The sequence below is a fragment of the Neobacillus soli NBRC 102451 genome (genome assembly GCF_001591665.1).
GTDB classification, from domain to species: domain Bacteria; phylum Bacillota; class Bacilli; order Bacillales; family Cytobacillaceae; genus Neobacillus; species Neobacillus soli.
The window spans coordinates 71,620-89,385 of the sequence record NZ_BCVI01000029.1; the positions used below are offsets into that span (position 1 = coordinate 71,620).

Annotated in this window: 23 protein-coding genes; 15 read left to right on the plus strand and 8 right to left on the minus strand. The window is 38.0% G+C overall.

Going from position 1 to position 17,766, the window contains the following annotated elements; all coding sequences use genetic code 11:
* Window positions 1-45 precede the first annotated feature (45 nt).
* Window positions 46-726: a Dph6-related ATP pyrophosphatase gene (locus BSO02S_RS11145; protein WP_066066777.1), complete on the minus strand. Its 681-nt coding sequence runs from the start codon at window positions 724-726 to the stop codon at window positions 46-48.
* A 98-nt stretch (window positions 727-824) separates the two neighbouring features.
* Window positions 825-971, minus strand: a complete 147-nt coding sequence (locus BSO02S_RS27030) for a hypothetical protein (RefSeq protein ID WP_157081437.1) — start codon at window positions 969-971, stop codon at window positions 825-827.
* A 184-nt stretch (window positions 972-1,155) separates the two neighbouring features.
* Here BSO02S_RS27030 and BSO02S_RS11150 point away from each other — a divergent pair, with 184 nt between their 5' ends.
* A complete protein-coding gene (locus BSO02S_RS11150) occupies window positions 1,156-1,878 on the plus strand; it encodes a gamma-glutamyl-gamma-aminobutyrate hydrolase family protein (protein ID WP_066066779.1) in 723 nt (240 codons plus the stop codon).
* A gap of 166 nt (window positions 1,879-2,044) precedes the next feature.
* On the opposite strand, the gene BSO02S_RS11155 is transcribed toward BSO02S_RS11150, so the two are convergent.
* A complete protein-coding gene (locus tag BSO02S_RS11155; RefSeq protein ID WP_066066780.1) occupies window positions 2,045-2,890 on the minus strand; it encodes an EcsC family protein in 846 nt (281 codons plus the stop codon).
* 304 nt (window positions 2,891-3,194) lie between these two features.
* Between BSO02S_RS11155 and BSO02S_RS11160 the strand changes: the two genes are divergently transcribed.
* From BSO02S_RS11160 to qoxD, 6 genes are all read left to right on the plus strand, one after another.
* Window positions 3,195-3,698, plus strand: coding sequence for a hypothetical protein (locus BSO02S_RS11160; protein WP_066066782.1), 504 nt, complete (start codon window positions 3,195-3,197; stop codon window positions 3,696-3,698).
* Between the two features lie 239 nt (window positions 3,699-3,937).
* Window positions 3,938-4,744, plus strand: coding sequence for an MBL fold metallo-hydrolase (locus BSO02S_RS11165; RefSeq protein ID WP_066066783.1), 807 nt, complete (start codon window positions 3,938-3,940; stop codon window positions 4,742-4,744).
* Between the two features lie 338 nt (window positions 4,745-5,082).
* Window positions 5,083-6,000 (plus strand): cytochrome aa3 quinol oxidase subunit II, encoded by a 918-nt coding sequence (gene qoxA, locus BSO02S_RS11170; protein ID WP_066066784.1) that lies wholly within the window; start codon window positions 5,083-5,085, stop codon window positions 5,998-6,000.
* Between the two features lie 54 nt (window positions 6,001-6,054).
* Window positions 6,055-7,998: a cytochrome aa3 quinol oxidase subunit I gene (qoxB, locus tag BSO02S_RS11175; RefSeq protein ID WP_066066785.1), complete on the plus strand. Its 1,944-nt coding sequence runs from the start codon at window positions 6,055-6,057 to the stop codon at window positions 7,996-7,998.
* Between the two features lie 3 nt (window positions 7,999-8,001).
* Window positions 8,002-8,598 (plus strand): cytochrome aa3 quinol oxidase subunit III, encoded by a 597-nt coding sequence (gene qoxC, locus BSO02S_RS11180; RefSeq protein ID WP_066066787.1) that lies wholly within the window; start codon window positions 8,002-8,004, stop codon window positions 8,596-8,598.
* A gap of 2 nt (window positions 8,599-8,600) precedes the next feature.
* Window positions 8,601-8,885, plus strand: a complete 285-nt coding sequence (gene qoxD, locus BSO02S_RS11185) for a cytochrome aa3 quinol oxidase subunit IV (RefSeq protein WP_066066789.1) — start codon at window positions 8,601-8,603, stop codon at window positions 8,883-8,885.
* Between the two features lie 38 nt (window positions 8,886-8,923).
* Here the strand turns inward: qoxD and BSO02S_RS11190 are convergent, their stop codons facing one another.
* The 3 genes from BSO02S_RS11190 to BSO02S_RS11200 form a co-directional block, all read right to left on the minus strand.
* Window positions 8,924-9,169: a hypothetical protein gene (locus BSO02S_RS11190; protein WP_066066790.1), complete on the minus strand. Its 246-nt coding sequence runs from the start codon at window positions 9,167-9,169 to the stop codon at window positions 8,924-8,926.
* Window positions 9,170-9,336: 167 nt separating this feature from the next.
* Window positions 9,337-9,888: a DUF2812 domain-containing protein gene (locus tag BSO02S_RS11195; protein ID WP_066066792.1), complete on the minus strand. Its 552-nt coding sequence runs from the start codon at window positions 9,886-9,888 to the stop codon at window positions 9,337-9,339.
* A complete protein-coding gene (locus BSO02S_RS11200; RefSeq protein ID WP_066066794.1) occupies window positions 9,872-10,213 on the minus strand; it encodes a PadR family transcriptional regulator in 342 nt (113 codons plus the stop codon). The genes BSO02S_RS11195 and BSO02S_RS11200 overlap by 17 nt, the downstream gene beginning before the upstream one ends.
* 196 nt (window positions 10,214-10,409) lie before the next feature.
* Here BSO02S_RS11200 and BSO02S_RS27035 point away from each other — a divergent pair, with 196 nt between their 5' ends.
* Window positions 10,410-10,547, plus strand: a complete 138-nt coding sequence (locus BSO02S_RS27035) for a hypothetical protein (RefSeq protein ID WP_157081439.1) — start codon at window positions 10,410-10,412, stop codon at window positions 10,545-10,547.
* A gap of 173 nt (window positions 10,548-10,720) precedes the next feature.
* Here BSO02S_RS27035 and BSO02S_RS11205 read toward each other — a convergent pair whose 3' ends face one another.
* Window positions 10,721-11,080 carry a Lin0512 family protein gene (locus BSO02S_RS11205; RefSeq protein WP_066066797.1) on the minus strand — a complete coding sequence of 120 codons (360 nt, stop codon included), beginning with the start codon at window positions 11,078-11,080 and terminating at the stop codon, window positions 10,721-10,723.
* Window positions 11,081-11,629: 549 nt separating this feature from the next.
* Here BSO02S_RS11205 and BSO02S_RS11210 point away from each other — a divergent pair.
* The 4 genes from BSO02S_RS11210 to BSO02S_RS11225 all read left to right on the plus strand — a co-directional run bounded on the left by BSO02S_RS11210 (window position 11,630) and on the right by BSO02S_RS11225 (window position 15,275).
* A complete protein-coding gene (locus BSO02S_RS11210) occupies window positions 11,630-11,953 on the plus strand; it encodes a BC1872 family protein (RefSeq protein WP_066066799.1) in 324 nt (107 codons plus the stop codon).
* A gap of 431 nt (window positions 11,954-12,384) precedes the next feature.
* Window positions 12,385-12,939 (plus strand): hypothetical protein, encoded by a 555-nt coding sequence (locus BSO02S_RS11215; RefSeq protein WP_066066801.1) that lies wholly within the window; start codon window positions 12,385-12,387, stop codon window positions 12,937-12,939.
* A 381-nt stretch (window positions 12,940-13,320) separates the two neighbouring features.
* The gene (locus BSO02S_RS11220) at window positions 13,321-14,175 is read left to right on the plus strand and encodes an HAD family hydrolase (RefSeq protein ID WP_096190864.1); all 855 of its coding nucleotides are present in this window, start codon (window positions 13,321-13,323) and stop codon (window positions 14,173-14,175) included.
* Between the two features lie 104 nt (window positions 14,176-14,279).
* On the plus strand, window positions 14,280-15,275 hold the full coding sequence (locus BSO02S_RS11225) for a Gfo/Idh/MocA family protein (RefSeq protein WP_066066805.1): 996 nt from the start codon (window positions 14,280-14,282) through the stop codon (window positions 15,273-15,275).
* Window positions 15,276-15,335: 60 nt separating this feature from the next.
* Here BSO02S_RS11225 and BSO02S_RS11230 read toward each other — a convergent pair whose 3' ends face one another.
* Complete coding sequence (locus tag BSO02S_RS11230) at window positions 15,336-15,569, minus strand: ABC transporter (protein WP_066066807.1); 234 nt, start codon at window positions 15,567-15,569, stop codon at window positions 15,336-15,338.
* A 224-nt stretch (window positions 15,570-15,793) separates the two neighbouring features.
* Between BSO02S_RS11230 and BSO02S_RS27040 the strand changes: the two genes are divergently transcribed.
* The 3 genes from BSO02S_RS27040 (at window position 15,794) to BSO02S_RS11235 (ending at window position 17,659) form a co-directional block, all read left to right on the plus strand.
* Window positions 15,794-15,961 carry a hypothetical protein gene (locus BSO02S_RS27040; protein WP_157081440.1) on the plus strand — a complete coding sequence of 56 codons (168 nt, stop codon included), beginning with the start codon at window positions 15,794-15,796 and terminating at the stop codon, window positions 15,959-15,961.
* Window positions 15,962-16,381: 420 nt separating this feature from the next.
* Window positions 16,382-16,540, plus strand: a complete 159-nt coding sequence (locus BSO02S_RS28710) for a YuzK family famiily protein (protein WP_483406937.1) — start codon at window positions 16,382-16,384, stop codon at window positions 16,538-16,540.
* A 219-nt stretch (window positions 16,541-16,759) separates the two neighbouring features.
* Entirely contained in the window at window positions 16,760-17,659 is a 900-nt protein-coding gene (locus BSO02S_RS11235) for a selenium metabolism-associated LysR family transcriptional regulator (protein ID WP_066066809.1), read from the plus strand.
* Window positions 17,660-17,766 lie beyond the last annotated feature (107 nt).

Consider the following 17,766-nt stretch of genomic DNA (forward strand, 5'->3'; position numbering starts at 1 on the left):
CAGGCTCCAACCAGTAAACGGATGGTGCCTGACACTCTACTTTTATCAACCTTTTTCTATCAAGCTATAACTTTTAAATTCTAGTTTCTTCGTCGTTTCAAGCTGAATTAATTCCCGTTGTTCCAATTGAATCCTTTTTGAAAACAAGGGTCCATCAAAGACAAAGGTATGATATTCACCAGATTCCCCCATAGGACAAATAGAAGTCTTTTGTACATCCAGTATGAACGATTTATCGATGATTCTACCAAGCCAGGTTTCATCTAAGACATCCTCTCGGACACGAATGACCACTGCTTCATAGCTAGAATGTACAAAGTTTTCCAATGACTGTAAGGCAGCTTCTTTGTTTATCCAAAGGGGGTACAAGGCTTCAACTCCAGCCGCGGCAGCAACTTTCTCGCCCCACTCCCTGTGTCCATCTAAATATAGATCCCCATAGGCGATTCCCGTAATCTTAGATTGACTCTTCAAAGCTTGGACCGACTTAATAAATTGATCAGTATAATTTTCGTAGGTACATTCGATAAAATAAACAGGGATGGATAGAGATTCACCTTGTAATGTAATCATTTCCGTTCGCTCGCCATGGCCAAATGTTCGACCGATTTCTTTTGGTACAGTGGTTACTAAACAAACAATCTCAAATTCTTGTTGAATAAGAGTGTGTAATGCCATGCAACAATCTTTTCCGCCACTCCACGATAAAGCAATGCGTTTTTTCAATATTAATCATCCTTTGAATCATAGTTTTCTTATTTCTTATTTTACTATATTTGAATAGGCTGGATAAGGTTTTATTACCTTTTCCAGCCTTGATATTGCTAGGTTGCACTTATTAATTCTGATAAATGAACTAATTCAATAGTTTGGAAACACTCTATTTCCTTAATTTCGCAGAATCCTGACGTGTACTGATAAAGAATGATATATCTTTTGCCATTGTAAATAACCTGAGAATTGTTCTCCATGTAATCGCCACCCTTCGATAATATCCTTATATTCCATATATATATGAGGATAATTTTAGGAATATGTAAGTTTTTTGTAGAAAAAGAGAAAATTTTAGTTTATTGCGATTGAAAAATAAATGTGGAAAGACTTTTAATATTCTCTCATAATAGGATACAGAAATAGTTTGTGGGGGGATTATTGATGAACAAGAAACCAATCATCGGCATAACGGGGGCCTATGTAAAACATAACGAAAATATGGAAGGTGTTTATGTGCACCATGACTACCATAAAAGTGTTGCGGCTAATGGTGGGATCCCTATTGTCCTTCCATTTATTAACGCTGAAACATCTTTAGAAACGCTGCAGCTATGTGATGGAATTATTCTCAGTGGGGGAGAGGATGTTGATCCTAAATTTTATGGCGAGGATCCGCACCAGCATTTGGGGTCTACTATGCCAGAACGAGATTTGGCAGAAATAGCCATTGTGAAATATGCGTTGGAGAATAATATTCCACTTCTTGCGATTTGCAAAGGTATTCAACTTTTGAATGTCGCCCTTGGAGGGACATTAATACAGGATATCCCAAGTCAAGTCAAAGAATCAATCCAACACTCCCAGAAGATTGATAGGAGTCGTGATAGCCATTGGGTGACTGTATCCAAGGATAGTAAATTATTTCAAATAATTGGTTCTGATCGAGTACGAGTCAATAGTCTTCATCATCAAGCCATAGATAAGTTGGCCAGTGATTTACGCATCGCCGCCCAGTCATCTGATGGAATTATTGAAGCTGTAGAGTATGCACACCCAACCAAATTTACGATAGGTGTTCAGTGGCATCCCGAATCGATGGCAAGCACAGACAAGAAGATGAACAATTTGTTTGCTGAATTTATTAAAAGCAGTACAAAGTTGTAAGGAGTCGAATTTGTAGGGGTTTAGTAAGCTAAGCTGACTGCTTTAGAAATAACGTATTACTGTTGGGAAAAGTAGAACTATCGGAACTAATTTGACTTTCTAGATTTTAGATATGACAAAAGGCATGGACCAATCAAGGTGTCCATGCCTTATTAATTTCTATGTTTTAATTTTCAGATGTTTGGGTTTCCAGCCTGTTTTCTAATTGGTGTATCCGCTCTATAATTCTCCGTTTTCGGTATAACATTATTCCCGTCTCGGCTACATCGCCGATCGATGATCGATTTATAAATGCGCCAAAAATGATTCCAGCTATCGGGATCATTTGAAATAGTTTTTTCCAGCCAAAATTATCACGGAACGTCATAACAACCTCGCGCCAGCCTTGCAATTGGGAAATCATGCGGTTGTTCTGCTTGTCCTGATTGAAAGTGGAAAGGTCCTCTAAAATAGCCTTTTTCCCAACAATGTCTGATGAGGTGAATTGCAAACATTTTACAATAAAGATCCGTTCAGACTTATTCTTAGGGTCATACCCGTAGCAAAGGGAAATCTCTTGCAACACCTTTAGTGATAATCCCAGAAGAATCGGAATATCAATTGCGAGAGTAAACAATCCGCCAACACCTGTTGTTGCTCCTTGGATGGTTGCCATGTTTATTCTTGAGTTTCTAATTTCATTCGCCACCTCATCCATCTTCCTAATCGGCAGCTGGTTTAGTTGATTGATGCTATTGAGCTCCTGCTCCATTGAAGAATTTTTGGCGGCAAACTTTTTTAGAATACTTTTCTCGCTGATTAAATATTGGCCGCCGGTTTGAACGAAGTTGCCTAATTCATCAATCATGATTCCAATCTTGTCTTGAATAAATTTTGGCGTTACTTTATCAAGCACTACAAATGGTAATCGTCCAATTTTCTCCCAAAACCACAAACCCTTTTGGTTCTTTTCCCACTTTTCTATCTTTTTCAATTCACCTTTTAAAAAATCTGCTGATTCCACTTTTGTCAAAACATATCAACTCCGTAATCGTCATTTGAAAAGATCTTTATATGTATATACGGGCAAAGTTATAACTAGTTTCAACCTTAGAGGCTGAAATATTCTCATGTTACAAATGTCTATACCCTTTATGTCAAAAATATATCCTTTCACCCAGTAATAACAGGATTTTGATGTGGTTTTAGAATTCAATGGAAAAATTCAATATTTTGTCATTTTTTGTTGAAAAGAACGGAACTGATTTATGATAGGATTTTAATTGGTTACTAGTCTATTTGGCAATAACCAAAAAAATTTGAAAGGGAGTATGAAGATGGGACTGGATATGTATTTATTTTCTGCACCAAAGTTGGAAGGAATGGACTTGGATGATGTATTTAAAGTAAACAGTGAGTTAAGTCGTCATGAAAAGGAACAGAATGAAATCTATGAAAAATTGAAACCATTTATAAAACACTTTGAGGAATATGACCGTTCATGGAATAGTCTGATGGAAGAAATGGCTTACTGGCGAAAAGCAAATCAAATTCACAATTGGTTTGTTGAAATCCTTCATAATGGAGTGGATGAACCTTGTTTTACTCAGGAAGTCACAAAAGAAAATCTGCAGGAACTGTATAACCAATGTGTTAAAGTATTAACAAAAAGTGAACATCCATCCCATATTTTACCGACAAGACCAGGCTGTTTTTTCGGTAACCTTTCCTATGATGATTTCTATTACAATGAAATTTTTGAGACAAAATCACTCCTAGAAATTCTCCTAAAGCACTTCAATTTTGAATCCCACTACCTATTGTACCAATGTTCTTGGTGAAATTCCTACGATCACGAAACTATAACAAATCGCCAACAACCGCAACAGTGTGCAGACACTATCCTATTTTTGGATGGTGCCTGGCACTTTTTTTGGTTTAATGATTGAATATTCATTCACTTTCTTATATGGTTAAATAAAGGGTTTTGAAAGTTTAAAAAAGTAAGTTCCAGTGCTAATTCAAGATGCGGTGAATCCTTAGCAGCAAATCCATTAAAAAGGAGTGTGCATGAACAACCATGATAAAAGTGTTTTCGAATGAAGACGTGATGTGTGTGGAGGGAATTGTTGAAAAGTCGGGCCTCAAATTAGGAACCGTTTATTCCTTTTTAGTAGATGGAATGGTCATTGATACGGGTCCCCAGTGTCTTGAAACAGATTTAATCCCTTTTTACGAGAATCATAGCTTTGAATTAGTCACATTGACTCATAGCCATGAAGATCATTCGGGTTTAGCACCCTGGATTCAGGAGAACAAAAATGTTCCGATTTATGTGCATCCAAAAGGAATAAGTGTCTGTGCCAAGCCTTGTCCCTATCCAAAGTATCGACAAATGACTTGGGGAGTACGGAAGGAATTTAATGCCTTGCCGCTTGGGGATGTCATTCAATCAGACAGTCTCGAATGGAAAGTCATCTATACGCCAGGCCATGCTGATGACCATGTCTCTCTCCTTCATAAAGAAACAGGTCGATTATTTTCAGGTGATTTGTTCGTATCCAAGAAAACGAAGGTCATTATGAATAGTGAGTCCATCCCCGTGATAATCAATTCCATTCGCAAACTGCTCAGCTATGATTTTCAATCGCTGTTTTGCTGTCATGCTGGGTACATTCAGGATGGAAAAGGCATGCTGAAGCAAAAATTAGATTATCTTGAGAATCTTTCCGGTGAGGTGGGAAAACTCCACATGGAAGGTCGCTCCATTGATGAAATGAATCAACTGCTTTTCCCAAAAAAGTACCCAATTATTGCTATATCCGAGGGACAATGGGATTCCAAGCATATCATTTCTTCAATCATTTCACCTAAAAGTTACTTGTAAAAATAAGTGTATCCATTAATGAAATTTCCATAAGTTGTAATGTTTAGATATATCATACAAAAAGGTGCCTTCGTAGTTAAGGCACCTTTTTGTGTCTACAATTTCACACCGAACCATCCTATGATAGTAAATCTTCATCCAAAAAGCGAATGATTTGCACCATATTTCTATTTTGAAAAGGGGATTATGAACATTTGGTGACACATTCCATGAATAGGTGTCCTTTCCACCCGATTGATATTAAGATATAGCCAATGTGTGATTTATATCACATGTTAACTTAGATAATGATGAAGGTATTGGTTTTCTAGAATAATGGAAAGGGGATATTGAAAAAAATGAAATGGGCTTTATATACGCTTCTTTTTACTATTGCCACATTACTGACGGGCTGCGAACCATTAATGGTTTTGGATCCTAAAGGGCCACAAGCAGAAACACAAGCCAAGGACATTCTGTTATCAACCGGAATCATGTCGTTCATACTTCTGGCTGTGATTGCCATCCTGATCGTTATGTTAACAAAATATCGTGCTTCGAAACAAAGGAAAGATTATGAACCTCCACACATTGAAGGAAGTGTGCTTGTTGAAACGATTTGTGTTGGAATCCCAGTATTAATTGTTATTTTCCTCTCAATTGTATCCGTCCAAAGTAACTATAAAGTGGAGGCCACTCCACAGGGATACGAAGATAAGGAACCATTAATTATTTATGCATCCTCATCTAACTGGAAATGGCATTTTAGTTATCCGAAGGAAAATATTGAAACAGTGAACTATTTGTATATTCCAACGGACAGGCCAATTGAATTTAAGCTATATTCGTATGGGCCAATTACTAGTTTTTGGATTCCTCAGCTTGGAGGTCAAAAATACGCGATGTCTGACATGGTCAACACGCTGCACTTAGCAGCAGATGTTCCAGGTGAATACATGGGTCGAAATGCTAACTTTAGCGGGAAGGGTTTCGCTGAAAATACCTTTCATGTCAAGGCTATGTCGGAAAAGGAATATGAAGAATGGGTAAAAGAGGTAAAGAAAACGGCTAAACCACTGACAGAAAATAAATTTACCCAACTTTTGGAACCTGGACACTTAGGTCAGTCCACATACAAGGGAACGCATTTGGAATTTTTGCCGCCGCCTGAAGGGGAAAATGGCGGGCATAACCATGGGTCAACCCATGATGCTAAAGCCGAAAATCATGAAGATTTAAGTGAAACGAGTTCCGAATCGGAACATCACCATGAATAGTTTAAAAGTTTGATAGAGTTTGGAAAAACTTCTCTCGAAAGGAGTCAAATTAGTATGGATTTCTTTAATCGCTTTGCCATCCCACATCCAAGCCCTGCGATTTACGCATCGATGGTTGCCATTGGCATAACAGTTATCGCGGTAATTGCCGGGTTAACCTATTTTAAAAAATGGGGTTATCTCTGGCGGGAATGGTTAACGACGGTTGACCATAAACGGATTGGGATTATGTATTTGATATCTGCTCTTTTAATGTTATTCCGCGGCGGGGTAGACGCAATTATGATGCGGGCACAGCTGGCAGTGCCTGAAAACAAACTGCTTGATGCGCAGCATTATAATGAAATTTTCACTACTCACGGAATTGTCATGATTATCTTTATGGCGATGCCATTCATCATGGCCTTGATGAACTTTGTCGTGCCATTACAAATAGGAGCACGTGACGTTGCTTTTCCACGTTTAAATGCCCTAAGTTTTTGGTTATTCTTTATGGGCGCCATGCTTTTTAACATTTCTTTTATTATCGGCGGCTCACCTGACGCAGGATGGACATCCTATTTCCCGTTGGCAGGGACAGAATTTAGCGAATCAGTAGGTTCGAATTATTATATGATTGCGATTCAAATTGCCGGTATCGGGACATTAATGACAGGGATCAATTTTATCACTACCATTCTTAAAATGAGAGCGCCTGGGATGACATTAATGAAAATGCCAATGTTTACATGGTCTTCCTTGGTTACGAACGCCATCATCGTTTTCGCGTTCCCGGTATTAACCGTATTACTCCTAATGGGAACAATGGACCGGTTATTTGGAACCCATTTCTTCACCACGACGAACGGCGGCATGGATATGCTTTGGGCGAACTTCTTCTGGGTTTGGGGACATCCTGAAGTGTATATCTTAATTTTACCGGCATTTGGGATTTATAGTGAGGTCATCTCGACGTTTGCCCGTCGAAATCTATATGGGTATAAATCGATGGTCGGCTCCATGGTAATTATTTCACTGCTCTCTTTCTTAGTCTGGACGCACCATTTCTTTACCATGGGTCAAGGGGCACTGACAAATAGTATCTTCTCGATTACCACCATGGCGATTGCCGTGCCGACAGGGGTAAAGCTGTTTAACTGGTTGTTTACGCTTTGGAAAGGAAAAATAGAGGTTACGACGCCAATGCTATATGCTTTACTGTTTATTCCGACCTTTACGATTGGCGGAGTAACAGGGGTTATGCTCGGGATGTCTGCTGCAGACTATCAATATCATAACACGATGTTTTTAGTTGCGCATTTCCACATGGTGATTATTCCTGGTGTTGTATTTGCGATGCTGGCTGGACTTACGTACTATTGGCCAAAAATGTTTGGGTTTATGCTGAATGAAAAAATTGGGAAATGGTCGGCATGGATCATTGCCATAAGCACACTCCTTGCGTTCATCCCAATGTTTTTCTCAGGCTTAGATGGGCAGGCACGCCGGATGTACACCTATTCTGAATCAACTGGGTTTGGACCGTGGAATATGGTTTCGTTTATTGGGGCAGCAGGACTTGCTGTAGGGTTTGCGTTAATCGTATACAACATCTACTACAGCACTCGCTACGCTTCAAGGGATATTGCAGCAGATCCATGGGATGCACGTTCTTTAGAATGGGCTACGCATACTCCAGTACCGGCATATAATTTCGCGATTCTACCTCAGGTGAATTCATCTGAAGCTTTATGGGATGCGAAGAAACATGGTCATGAGTTATTCCCAGGCAAATATGAAAAAATTCATATGCCAAATAACAGCGGTGTACCGTTTATCATGAGCTGCATTTTCTTTGTTTGGGGATTTTCCTTTGTATTCAGCATATGGATACCACTTATTTTGACAACCATCGGAATTTTTGTATGTATGGGACTTCGTTCTTTTGAAAAAGATCATGGTCATTACATTACCGTTGATGAAATCAAAGAGACAGAAAATAATTTGCGAGGTGCTTAAATAATGAAAATAGATAACTCGCTGCCGCTAGAATATAGTACGGAAGAAAATAGTAATAAAATCTTGGGCTTTTGGATTTTCCTTGGAGCAGAAATTATGCTGTTTGCTACACTTTTTTCAGCCTATTTCACATTAGTGGACCGTACGGGAACCGGACCGACAGGGGCAGAGATTTTCGAAATCGCTCCCGTACTAATTGAAACCATTTTACTGTTAACGAGTAGTTTTACGATAGGCCTTGGGATTCACGCTATGCGTCTAGGCAATAAGAAAGCGATGCTGACCTTCTTTACCATTACATTGTTACTTGGTCTTGGATTTTTAAGTTTTGAAATCTTTGAGTTTGTTCATTATGTACACATTGGGGCAGGTCTGCAAACCAGTGCCTTTACTGCGATTCTGTTAACAACATTAGGCACACATGGTGCGCACGTAACATTTGGCTTATTCTGGGGATTATTTATCATTCTGCAAGTGAAAAAGCGCGGGTTAACCCCTGAAACAGCGAATAAATCATTTATCTTTTCGCTTTACTGGCATTTCTTAGACGTCGTTTGGATTTTTATTTTCAGCTTCGTCTATCTGAAAGGAATGATGTAAACATGAAGGAATTATTCCCGATGAAGCAGGTAATGGGTTTTGTCTTTTCATTACTCCTTACTACCGTTGCACTGGCTGTTTATTTTCTAGACCTGTCCTTGACAATGGGGATGACGCTCCTTCTTGTTACAGCTTTCATTCAAGCTGCTGTACAGCTAGTTGTTTTCATGCACGCCGGTGAAACGAAGGATAGGGGAGCCATCTACACGAACGTCTATTACGGACTGATTATTGCGTTGGTCACCGTATTTGGTACATTATTATGCATGATTTGGGGTTATATATAATTAGGGAAATGAAAAAGGAGCGTCTATTCACGACGCTCCTATTTTCTTTTATTCGGTGCTAAATGAATTCCTTTTTCAGCAGTTTTCAGCATTTCTTCTGTCGCGACGAAAAACACACCCATTAGAAAGATGAAAACGGATCCCATCATAATCCCAATGGCGATGCCAGTTAAATTGCTGTAACCGCTTGCAAAGAAACTGTACAAAAAGGTAAGAATGCCAATCGTTAGTAAAATACCACCTGAAAACTTTACAGTATTCAACAATTTTGCATTTGACTCCATTTTTTTCATCTCCTTTTTATATATTATTCCCTTTGTTCACAAAATTGTCAAAATTTTATTTTAAGAACGATTGGAAATAAGGGAAAGGAACAAAAGGTAATAACGAAGGATTTGGCAGAATTAAAAAATGCTGCAGCAAAAAAACGGCAGCATTTTCATTTTAGGTACTATTCTCGAATTCCCTTTTCTTTTTCCAAATTATTAATATTTTTTCGTAAAGGTAGGATTAAGAAAGGAACAAACAGCGCAACGATTGAAAAGGATACAATGGCTAAATAGGTATTTACAGGAGGGTAGCCCTTAGCAGCCATTAAACTGCCATTAAACACATTGAATAGCCCAATAATGAAATTTAATCCTGCCACGATAATGAAAAGCGACATGATTCGTTTATAGTGCCTTATTTTGGAATCATTGTCGGAGTAGATTGTAAACTCACCATCTACAGCTTTTTTCCGAAAATAAGCCCATCGAAAATAAGAAGTAACTAGCTCTGCACCCATTTCCTCCATATATTGAATATAGTCCTGACTATCCTCATGATTGGCTGGATGTTCAAGCAGTTCAAGCCTGTAAATGTACTCTCCCTTGGGAGCATCCTCAAATACATATTTACCAAAAGAATATTGTTTTAAGGCAAGACCATTTGCTGACATTTCATTTATAAATTTTTCTTCCTTTTCAAAATCAAAAAATACCTTTCTAATCACATGATTCATTACAATCACCTCCGGCAATGTCATTGCCATTTTTAATAAGTTCTTTTAGCCTCAAAACCTCGAGCTTAATAACTTCTTTTCCCATTTTAGTAATTTGGTATTCCTTTTTCCGTGATTTTTCTTCCATTGCAACAGGGTTGATCCATCCTTTTTCCAGCAATGTATTAATCGCTCCATACATTGTGCCCGCGCCCAGTGCCACACGGCCATTGCTTAACTCTTTTATATTCTGCATGATGCCATATCCATGCATTGGCTTATAGAGGGACAAAAGAATATAATAAACAGCTTCTGTCAATGCGCCTCGTTCCAAGCTTTCAGCCATTCCATCACCTCAGTGTTATTACGTTTGCCGATATATCATCTTCGGTTATATTATATCGCCTGCTGATATAAATATCAACATCTTAAAAGGTCCAAAAAAAAATTATCGTTATTTTGTTAAATACAAGCACTTCTTTTCACATTTGGCATATAGTAGCTTTTGTGTGAGAAATAATTTTTGAGAGGAAGAAAAAACAATGAATAACAATCAAATCATTACACCGAGGAAAAATGAGTACAAAGATGGAGGAAATGGCTATAAGGTTATTGAGATCAATGTATCTGATCCAAGCGAAAACTTATTTGCGGTGGTTACACCTATTAAAAAGCAATAAGAGAAAAGCATTTCTACCTAGTAAAACTATCTTTTTTGTTTGGATACATAGAAAGATGGTTTGCTTTTTTACCGAGGAAGGTTACGTGTGTTAAACAGATATGGAATCTTAGCTGATTCCATATCTGTGTCATTATATTAAAATGTAGCTTTTGATTAGGTATGGCTCAAAAATTAATAGCCAACTTCGACAGATGCGACAACGATGTACATCATATCATTCTTATCTCCCTTATCCTCAAGGACAATCCCGCTGGTTGTCTTCATTCCACCATCCATTACTTCGACCGTCACTTTCCCATATGGCAGGGCTTCTTTAACAGCCATAATATCGAGGTTTTCTTTATCACATGGAACGGCGAGTTTCACATTCACTCGCATATTATCTAAACTGTTTTCCGGGAGAACAGAACGAATACCTGGCATCGAATTATCGTGAATCGCATTTTTTACAGCACGAATGGCTGCCGACGTAATATTTTGACCATGTACATCAATCCCCATTCCAGTTTCAATAAACATTAACTTTTCCATAATTACTTCATCTTCCTTTCCATTTGCTCGTTCCACTTTATTTTATCGTTTTTAATGAACTTTGTTAAATTCTCGCAGTAATTTCATGGAAGGGGTCTATTATAGAAAACTTTCAAATGTATGTTGACATATCGATAAAAAGAGAGAAAGTAGCTGAGTAATTCTATAAATTGGATAAATTTAGTTGGGATTAGATATAGGCGTTGGCTTAAGTTTCATCTGTGATTAAGTTTCAACATATCATGAAGGAATTTCACTATAAGGGTAAGACGAGGCTACCCACTACCCGCATCATCATCCTAAATTTGATATTGATGAACGGGACTTGTTTTGTTTCTCATTATTTATTATAAAAAAAGAGGACCAGTCCTTCATCACTTTAACGTGGGGGCTGGCCTCTTTTTATTTGAAATTTATTGGATAGGAAAAAATTTTAATAAAATATTCAAAAAAGTCCTAGAAATTGATTTTATCCTGTTATATAATTGTGTTAATTTAATAGTGTTGTTATATAACAAATAATATCAAGATGAAAAGGGGTTTTAGAATATGATCAAAATAGACTCAATTGCACGGAGAATACTTGGCTGGAAATTAAATCGATGGGATCGCTGGTATGATTATGAAAAAGCGGTTTTCATTCATGATTCTGAGTTTCAGCCCGAGCAAAACCTCGACCATGCGATGCTAATTGTTGAAAGATTAGAAGATTTAGGGTTTACGTATTCGGTAAAAGGGGTTTCTAGGGTGTGCTTTAATGATATTTGTGCAAAAGGCGATACATTGGCGCAAGCCATTACGAATGCGGCTTATTCCATCATTGAACAAAGTTCAGTTGCTGACAGCACTAGAATGTGGCAGAAATTGTGCTAAAACTTCTTTTAAGGAAGTAACACAAACTTCGGGGGCTGCTGCATCAGTGAAAATGGCTGAAAATGTTGGATAAACTTCAGCAGAACAGTCCATACCGCCTGGACAAGAAAATATGGAGGGAATAAGAATACCAAGGACTCCCAATCCTAAAGGGATTTGGAAATTATTTCGATACGGTATTTAAAACAACAAAGTGTCAGGCACTATCTAATATTTTGGATGGTGCCTGACACTTTGTTATGACTCTTACTTGTGGGCACCGATGCCAAGCAAAGCAGCGGAATTGGCCCACCGAAACAGTGGGGCTTGGAATATTTAAAACAACTTATAATCTAATTCTAAAAATTTTAATTCTTGTGCAATTTTACCTAGTATGTGGAGAGAAAAATGGTGTAATATGGAGTATGTAGGTAAAAAATAGGGGGAGAAAAATGAGAAAAAAACAAAGTGCTATTATATTTTTCGTATTAGTGGTCTTTTTATTAAGCCTTAGCCATCCTAATTCATCCTTGGCTGCAACAAGTACGTCCCTATTCAAATCGAAGTATCCGAAACAGACCATTCGAACTTATGTTAAGGTGGATTTGGATAAGGATCATAAATCGGAGACGGTCATCTTAACTAAACAAGGTAAATTGTATTTGGTAAAAGGAAGTAAAATTACATATGTTGCAAAGGGTTTAATCTTTGAGGACGCTGATACTCCAAAATTAAGCGTATTTAACCCGGCAAAAGGTGAGTATCAGATTATTACAAGGAATTCTTGGATGCCAGGTTCCGAGCGTGCAGTTGTTTACAGAATGCAAAAAGGTAAACTTGTTCGTACCTTAGATGTAACGGGTGATATTAGTATTCGTATCTCCAAGAATAAAATTTATCAAGTCTGGAAAAAATACCGCATGAATGGCGGTTGGGACCCTGTCACGGTTGTTTACACTTGGGACAATCACAAACATAAATTCATTGCAAAAGGTGTTAGACCTTGACCAAAATACGATTGAATTTGTAGCCTGTTCGTAACACTAGTGGACCTTAGAGGGATACTAGCAAAATTTATTAAAAAAAAGTACTAGGCACCAGCAAAAAAATAATAATCGCTCAATGTCATGAATAAAAAGGGAAACCAATGTGAATTTATTACTGGTTTCCCTTTTCACTTTTTTAGTAATTTGCGACCTAGAAAAAGTTGATTTACCCCAAGCAAGTGAGATACTTATTTCAATTGGCTGAAAAAATATTTTAAATTATTTATCAAACCCAAAAAGATATTCCACTCCTTTCTAATTCCACTCATGGTGCCTGACAATTTGTTGTTCTTGACCCTCCCGGTGTATTGCGTTAAAGTGGTGGGTCAGGGGGGAATGAGAGTGGAATTTAAACCAAAGGCGATTTTTTTAGATATGGATGGGACGATCTTAAACCATCAAAATAAGGTAAGTTTACATACGAAAGAAATCATTGAAGATTTACGAAGTCAGGGGTTTTTTGTATTTATTGCCACAGGCAGGGCGGTTGAAGAAATTGAAGGATTAGTACCGCCAGGTTTTCAAGTCGATGGAATGGTTACCTCAAATGGAATGGCGGGGTATGTTGGGAAGGAAGTTGTATTTAAACATTCTCTTTCTCTTGAATTGGTGGAAACCATCATTAAAAAAGCTCGGGAACATAAGGTGTACTATGAACTTTTTCCCTATGGAACGGCGCGCGTTACGTTAAAACAAGATCAAGCCTATGTGGAGGCTGAAATAAGAGAACCTCAGCCGGAAAGTGTCGGAAAGAATGAGTGGCTTTCACGGAAACAAGCGATTAAAGAAGACATTGCTTGGAAGGATCATATAGAAGGAAATGAGTTCTCCAAATTTTATTTTTTTGCTAGAACAAAAGAACATATTAATTGCTGGAAAAAAGAGCTGGAGCAATTAAAGAAGGAAATAGATTTTACCATGTCGATCTCTTCTGAGCACAATGTCGAGGTGATGGTGGCAAACGTAAACAAGGCAACTGGAGTTCAACAGATGTTAAAACGCTTTGGGTTGTCAGAGAGTGAAACCATGGCTATTGGTGATAGCGACAATGATTTGCCAATGCTAAACCTGGTTAAATTTGCTGTAGCGATGAAAAACGCACCCGACCGCGTTAAAGAAATAACGAATGACGTATCGGATTTCACCTGTGATGAAGATGGAGTTTACAACTATCTGAAATCTAAATTTGGTGTTTAATGAGGTAGTTTTTATAATATACGGTAAAATGTGAGATTGCATGGATCAAACATGCCTAGGCTGAATTCTTTTGATGAATTTAAAAAGGGAAGGAGATTTGTGCTATGAAGTTTGACATAGTTCGTTGGGGCATTATCGGGGTCGGTGATGTGACGGAAGTGAAAAGCGGACCGGCATTCAAAAAAGTTAACAACTCCGAGTTAGTAGCTGTTATGAGAAGAACGGGGGAACTTGCCAAAGACTATGCGGAAAGGCACAATGTACCAAAATGGTACGATAACGCGGATGCGCTCATTAATGATCCAGATGTTGATGCAGTCTATATTGCGACACCGCCGGGATCTCATAAAGAATATGCGATTAAGGCAGCTAAGGCAGGAAAACCTGTTTACGTAGAAAAGCCAATGGCACTCAATTTCGATGAATGCCAAGAAATGATTACGGCATCTAAGAAGGCTGGAGTTCCTTTATATGTTGCTTACTACCGAAGGGCGCAACCGCGATTTTTAAAAATAAAAGAGCTGTTGGAGAATGGGGAAATTGGAGATGTTCGGTTCGTTTCAACCACACAGTATCAAAAAGCTACAGAAGATGTATTGGATTCACAACATCTCCCATGGCGAGTCCAACCCGAATTGGCGGGCGGGGGATTATTTTTTGATTTAGCGAGCCATACGCTTGATCTACTCGATTTTTTGCTCGGGCCTATTAAGTCCGTTCAAGGTTTTGCCTCCAATCAAGCGGGCTATTATCGTGCGGAAGATATTGTGACAGGTACATATATGTATGAATCTGGTATCCACGGCGTTGGAAATTGGTGTTTTACTGCTTTTGAGAATGTCGATGTAAATGAAATTGTCGGAAGCAAAGGGAAAATTACCTTTTCAAGTTTCGGTAACGAGCCCATTGTTTTGACGACAGCAAACGGATCACAGCAATGGAGTTTCGAACGGCCGCAGCACGTCCATCAACCCCTTGTGGAAACCATTGTTGCTGACTTAACAGGGGAAAGCGGTCAGTGTCCGAGCAACGGAGTGACAGGTGCCAGAATAAACTGGGTGATGGGTGAAATGGTGAAAAGTTATTATTCCGCTAATTAACGCTAAAGTGCCAGGCACTATCCAATCTTTGGATGGTGCCTGGCACTTTTGTTACTTCTATTACTTGCGGCTCCGATGCCACGCTTCCTTAAATACGAATATTCCAAAGATAATAAAGGCAAGGAAGCCAATTAACGCAATAAGGATGTTTAAAATATTTCCAAGGTTTCCAAGGCCAAGTAATCCAAAGAAATCAGAAATGATCCCCAATACCGAGAATAGAAGCCAAACAGCTCCTGTTATAAATCCAAGAAAAATTCCAAAAACACCCCAGGAAGATTGCCCATGACTCATCGAAATTCACCCCCTGTCAATGGTTGTTCCATTTTAATGTATGCGATTTCCTTTGAACTTGTTTGTGAAAACAGCAAAAGCGGGCTTAACCTGGGGGAAAATAAGACTATGGAATCCGTACAAACAGCGTCCTGTTGAACTGATTCCTCATGGTGCTAATAAATACTCCGTTTAATACTGGGCAATTCCGCCCACACTATTGAAAAAAGAATGGAGAAGCACCTATGAATAAACCTTTTGATTACCCGGATATTTTTTATAACGAAGTCATCTTTTATCTAGAAACCAAATGGAATCGTAGACTAAGTGACCACGAACGACATGTGCTTATTGAAGGATATCGATTTGGCAGGATGTTGGAGGCGGAAAAAGAAATAAAAGAAACTGGCTGACAAAGAAAAAGGGATTTCTGAAAATATTGGGTTAATAGTGGCAGGCAGCCGACCAAAAGTTATTGAGAAGCATGCAAAAGCTAAGATGGATGTCCGTTTTCAAACAAAGTGCCAGGCACCAGCCAAAAATTGGATGGTGCCTGGCACTTTTTTCTGCTGATAATGGCTGAGAAGGATAGGTCATGCAGGATATGGAAGGATATGGCGTGAAAGGTACGCATATCAGTGATATTTTCTCGAGTTTGGATGACATTCCTTTATATCGCAAAATACACTGTTTTTTCGACTTTGTGTGACCTAGAATTCAATGATAAGATGAAACCTACGCAAAAGAACAATTCGCCATAGGAAAAGAACTGAAAGGAATGATAAGTTATCGATCATTTACAATTAAGTTATACGAGCGAAATGGAAAAAGCGATGCAAAGTGCTCATGGTGTAGGTTATGAAGAGTATAGGAGATATCATTCAGTAAGAATCAGAGTCGAAAAAAGCCGTGAAAAGGCTTATAATACGTGTCGCAGAATGGTTGCTGACCTGGACCAACTTGTTCATTATAATAATCGCTTAAAGTCATGAAAAAAAGGGAAACCAATGTGAATTAAACACTGGTTTCCCTTTTTATCCTTCAAGCAGGCACTTTTTTTAGAAATTTGCGCCCTAGAATGGTCCGCTTTCTTTTTTGATCAATTTGTGTAATAATCTGAATATATGAAAAATTAAAATGACGAATGGTAAAATTACATTACAATCCTATGTTATTTATCGCGATAAGGACAATAGAAAGGAGTACAAGGGATGAATTTTGAACATCTAAAAGTATTCCATAATGTAGCACGGGAAAAAAGTTTTTCTAAAACTGCAAAAGTTCTTCATATGTCTCAGCCAAATATCAGTCTTCAAATTCGGCAACTCGAAGAATCTTTGAATACGAGACTATTTAAAAGGACTACTAGAAAAGTTGATTTAACCCAGGCAGGTGAGATTTTATATCAATCGGCTGAGAAAATATTTTATATTATTCATCAAACCCAAAAAGATATTTCACTCCTTTCTAATTCCACTCATGGTGTTTTAAATATTGGTGCCAGTATGACGATGGGAGAGCATATTCTTCCTCAGATAATAGGAAATTTCAAAAAGGAATTTCCCCATGTTCAAATTGTATTGGAAATTAACAATTCGGAACAGGTTGTTGCAAAGCTGATTAACGAGAAAATTCATATTGGATTTGTCCAATCTATGATCAATTACCCTGAATTTCGCCAGCGTTGCTTTTTTGAGGATGAGTTAATCATCATAGCTGCGAATGAATTTGTCCTGCAAGATTCGGTAGATTTTAGGAGCAGCTTAAGCATTGATGAAATTTATTCATTACCCTTTATCTTTCGTGAGGCAGGTTCGGGTACTAGACAATTAATTGAAGAGCAGCTAATCAAAAATAATATGGATCCAACAAAATTGAAAGTTATTCTTGAACTTGACAATACCCAGTCCATAAAATCGGTTGTTGAAGCAGGTATTGGCATTTCCATCATCTCTAAAGCTTCTGTTCAACATGAACTTTCCTTAAAAACCATCCGCCAATTATCCATTAAGGATTTAAATTTAAAGAGGTATTTTTATTCAGTTTATAATGAAAAAAAATTAACACCTGCCTGTGAAACTTTCCTTTCTTTTATTCATAAGGAACTATGAACATGATAAAAGTACATATTATGATACCAGGGACCCACTCTCTTTTGAGAGTCGGTCTATTTTTTCTTACTAAAACTATGAAGTCAGTCAGAAACGATTCATAAATA

Excerpts from the sequence above, each read along its gene's own strand:
- qoxC (WP_066066787.1), top strand. The coding sequence starts at position 8,002 with ATGAAAATAGATAACTCGCTGCCGCTAGAATATAGTACGGAAGAAAAT.
- BSO02S_RS27040 (WP_157081440.1), top strand. The coding sequence starts at position 15,794 with ATGAATAAACCTTTTGATTACCCGGATATTTTTTATAACGAAGTCATC.
- qoxD (WP_066066789.1), top strand. The coding sequence starts at position 8,601 with ATGAAGGAATTATTCCCGATGAAGCAGGTAATGGGTTTTGTCTTTTCA.
- BSO02S_RS11230 (WP_066066807.1), bottom strand. The coding sequence starts at position 15,569 with ATGAGTCATGGGCAATCTTCCTGGGGTGTTTTTGGAATTTTTCTTGGA.
- BSO02S_RS11235 (WP_066066809.1), top strand. The coding sequence starts at position 16,760 with ATGAATTTTGAACATCTAAAAGTATTCCATAATGTAGCACGGGAAAAA.
- BSO02S_RS27035 (WP_157081439.1), top strand. The coding sequence starts at position 10,410 with ATGAATAACAATCAAATCATTACACCGAGGAAAAATGAGTACAAAGAT.
- BSO02S_RS11165 (WP_066066783.1), top strand. The coding sequence starts at position 3,938 with ATGATAAAAGTGTTTTCGAATGAAGACGTGATGTGTGTGGAGGGAATT.
- BSO02S_RS11160 (WP_066066782.1), top strand. The coding sequence starts at position 3,195 with ATGGGACTGGATATGTATTTATTTTCTGCACCAAAGTTGGAAGGAATG.
- BSO02S_RS28710 (WP_483406937.1), top strand. The coding sequence starts at position 16,382 with ATGCAAAGTGCTCATGGTGTAGGTTATGAAGAGTATAGGAGATATCAT.
- BSO02S_RS27030 (WP_157081437.1), bottom strand. The coding sequence starts at position 971 with ATGGAGAACAATTCTCAGGTTATTTACAATGGCAAAAGATATATCATT.
- BSO02S_RS11150 (WP_066066779.1), top strand. The coding sequence starts at position 1,156 with ATGAACAAGAAACCAATCATCGGCATAACGGGGGCCTATGTAAAACAT.
- BSO02S_RS11205 (WP_066066797.1), bottom strand. The coding sequence starts at position 11,080 with ATGGAAAAGTTAATGTTTATTGAAACTGGAATGGGGATTGATGTACAT.
- BSO02S_RS11200 (WP_066066794.1), bottom strand. The coding sequence starts at position 10,213 with ATGGCTGAAAGCTTGGAACGAGGCGCATTGACAGAAGCTGTTTATTAT.
- BSO02S_RS11215 (WP_066066801.1), top strand. The coding sequence starts at position 12,385 with ATGAGAAAAAAACAAAGTGCTATTATATTTTTCGTATTAGTGGTCTTT.
- qoxB (WP_066066785.1), top strand. The coding sequence starts at position 6,055 with ATGGATTTCTTTAATCGCTTTGCCATCCCACATCCAAGCCCTGCGATT.
- BSO02S_RS11190 (WP_066066790.1), bottom strand. The coding sequence starts at position 9,169 with ATGGAGTCAAATGCAAAATTGTTGAATACTGTAAAGTTTTCAGGTGGT.
- BSO02S_RS11195 (WP_066066792.1), bottom strand. The coding sequence starts at position 9,888 with ATGAATCATGTGATTAGAAAGGTATTTTTTGATTTTGAAAAGGAAGAA.
- BSO02S_RS11210 (WP_066066799.1), top strand. The coding sequence starts at position 11,630 with ATGATCAAAATAGACTCAATTGCACGGAGAATACTTGGCTGGAAATTA.
- qoxA (WP_066066784.1), top strand. The coding sequence starts at position 5,083 with ATGAAATGGGCTTTATATACGCTTCTTTTTACTATTGCCACATTACTG.
- BSO02S_RS11225 (WP_066066805.1), top strand. The coding sequence starts at position 14,280 with ATGAAGTTTGACATAGTTCGTTGGGGCATTATCGGGGTCGGTGATGTG.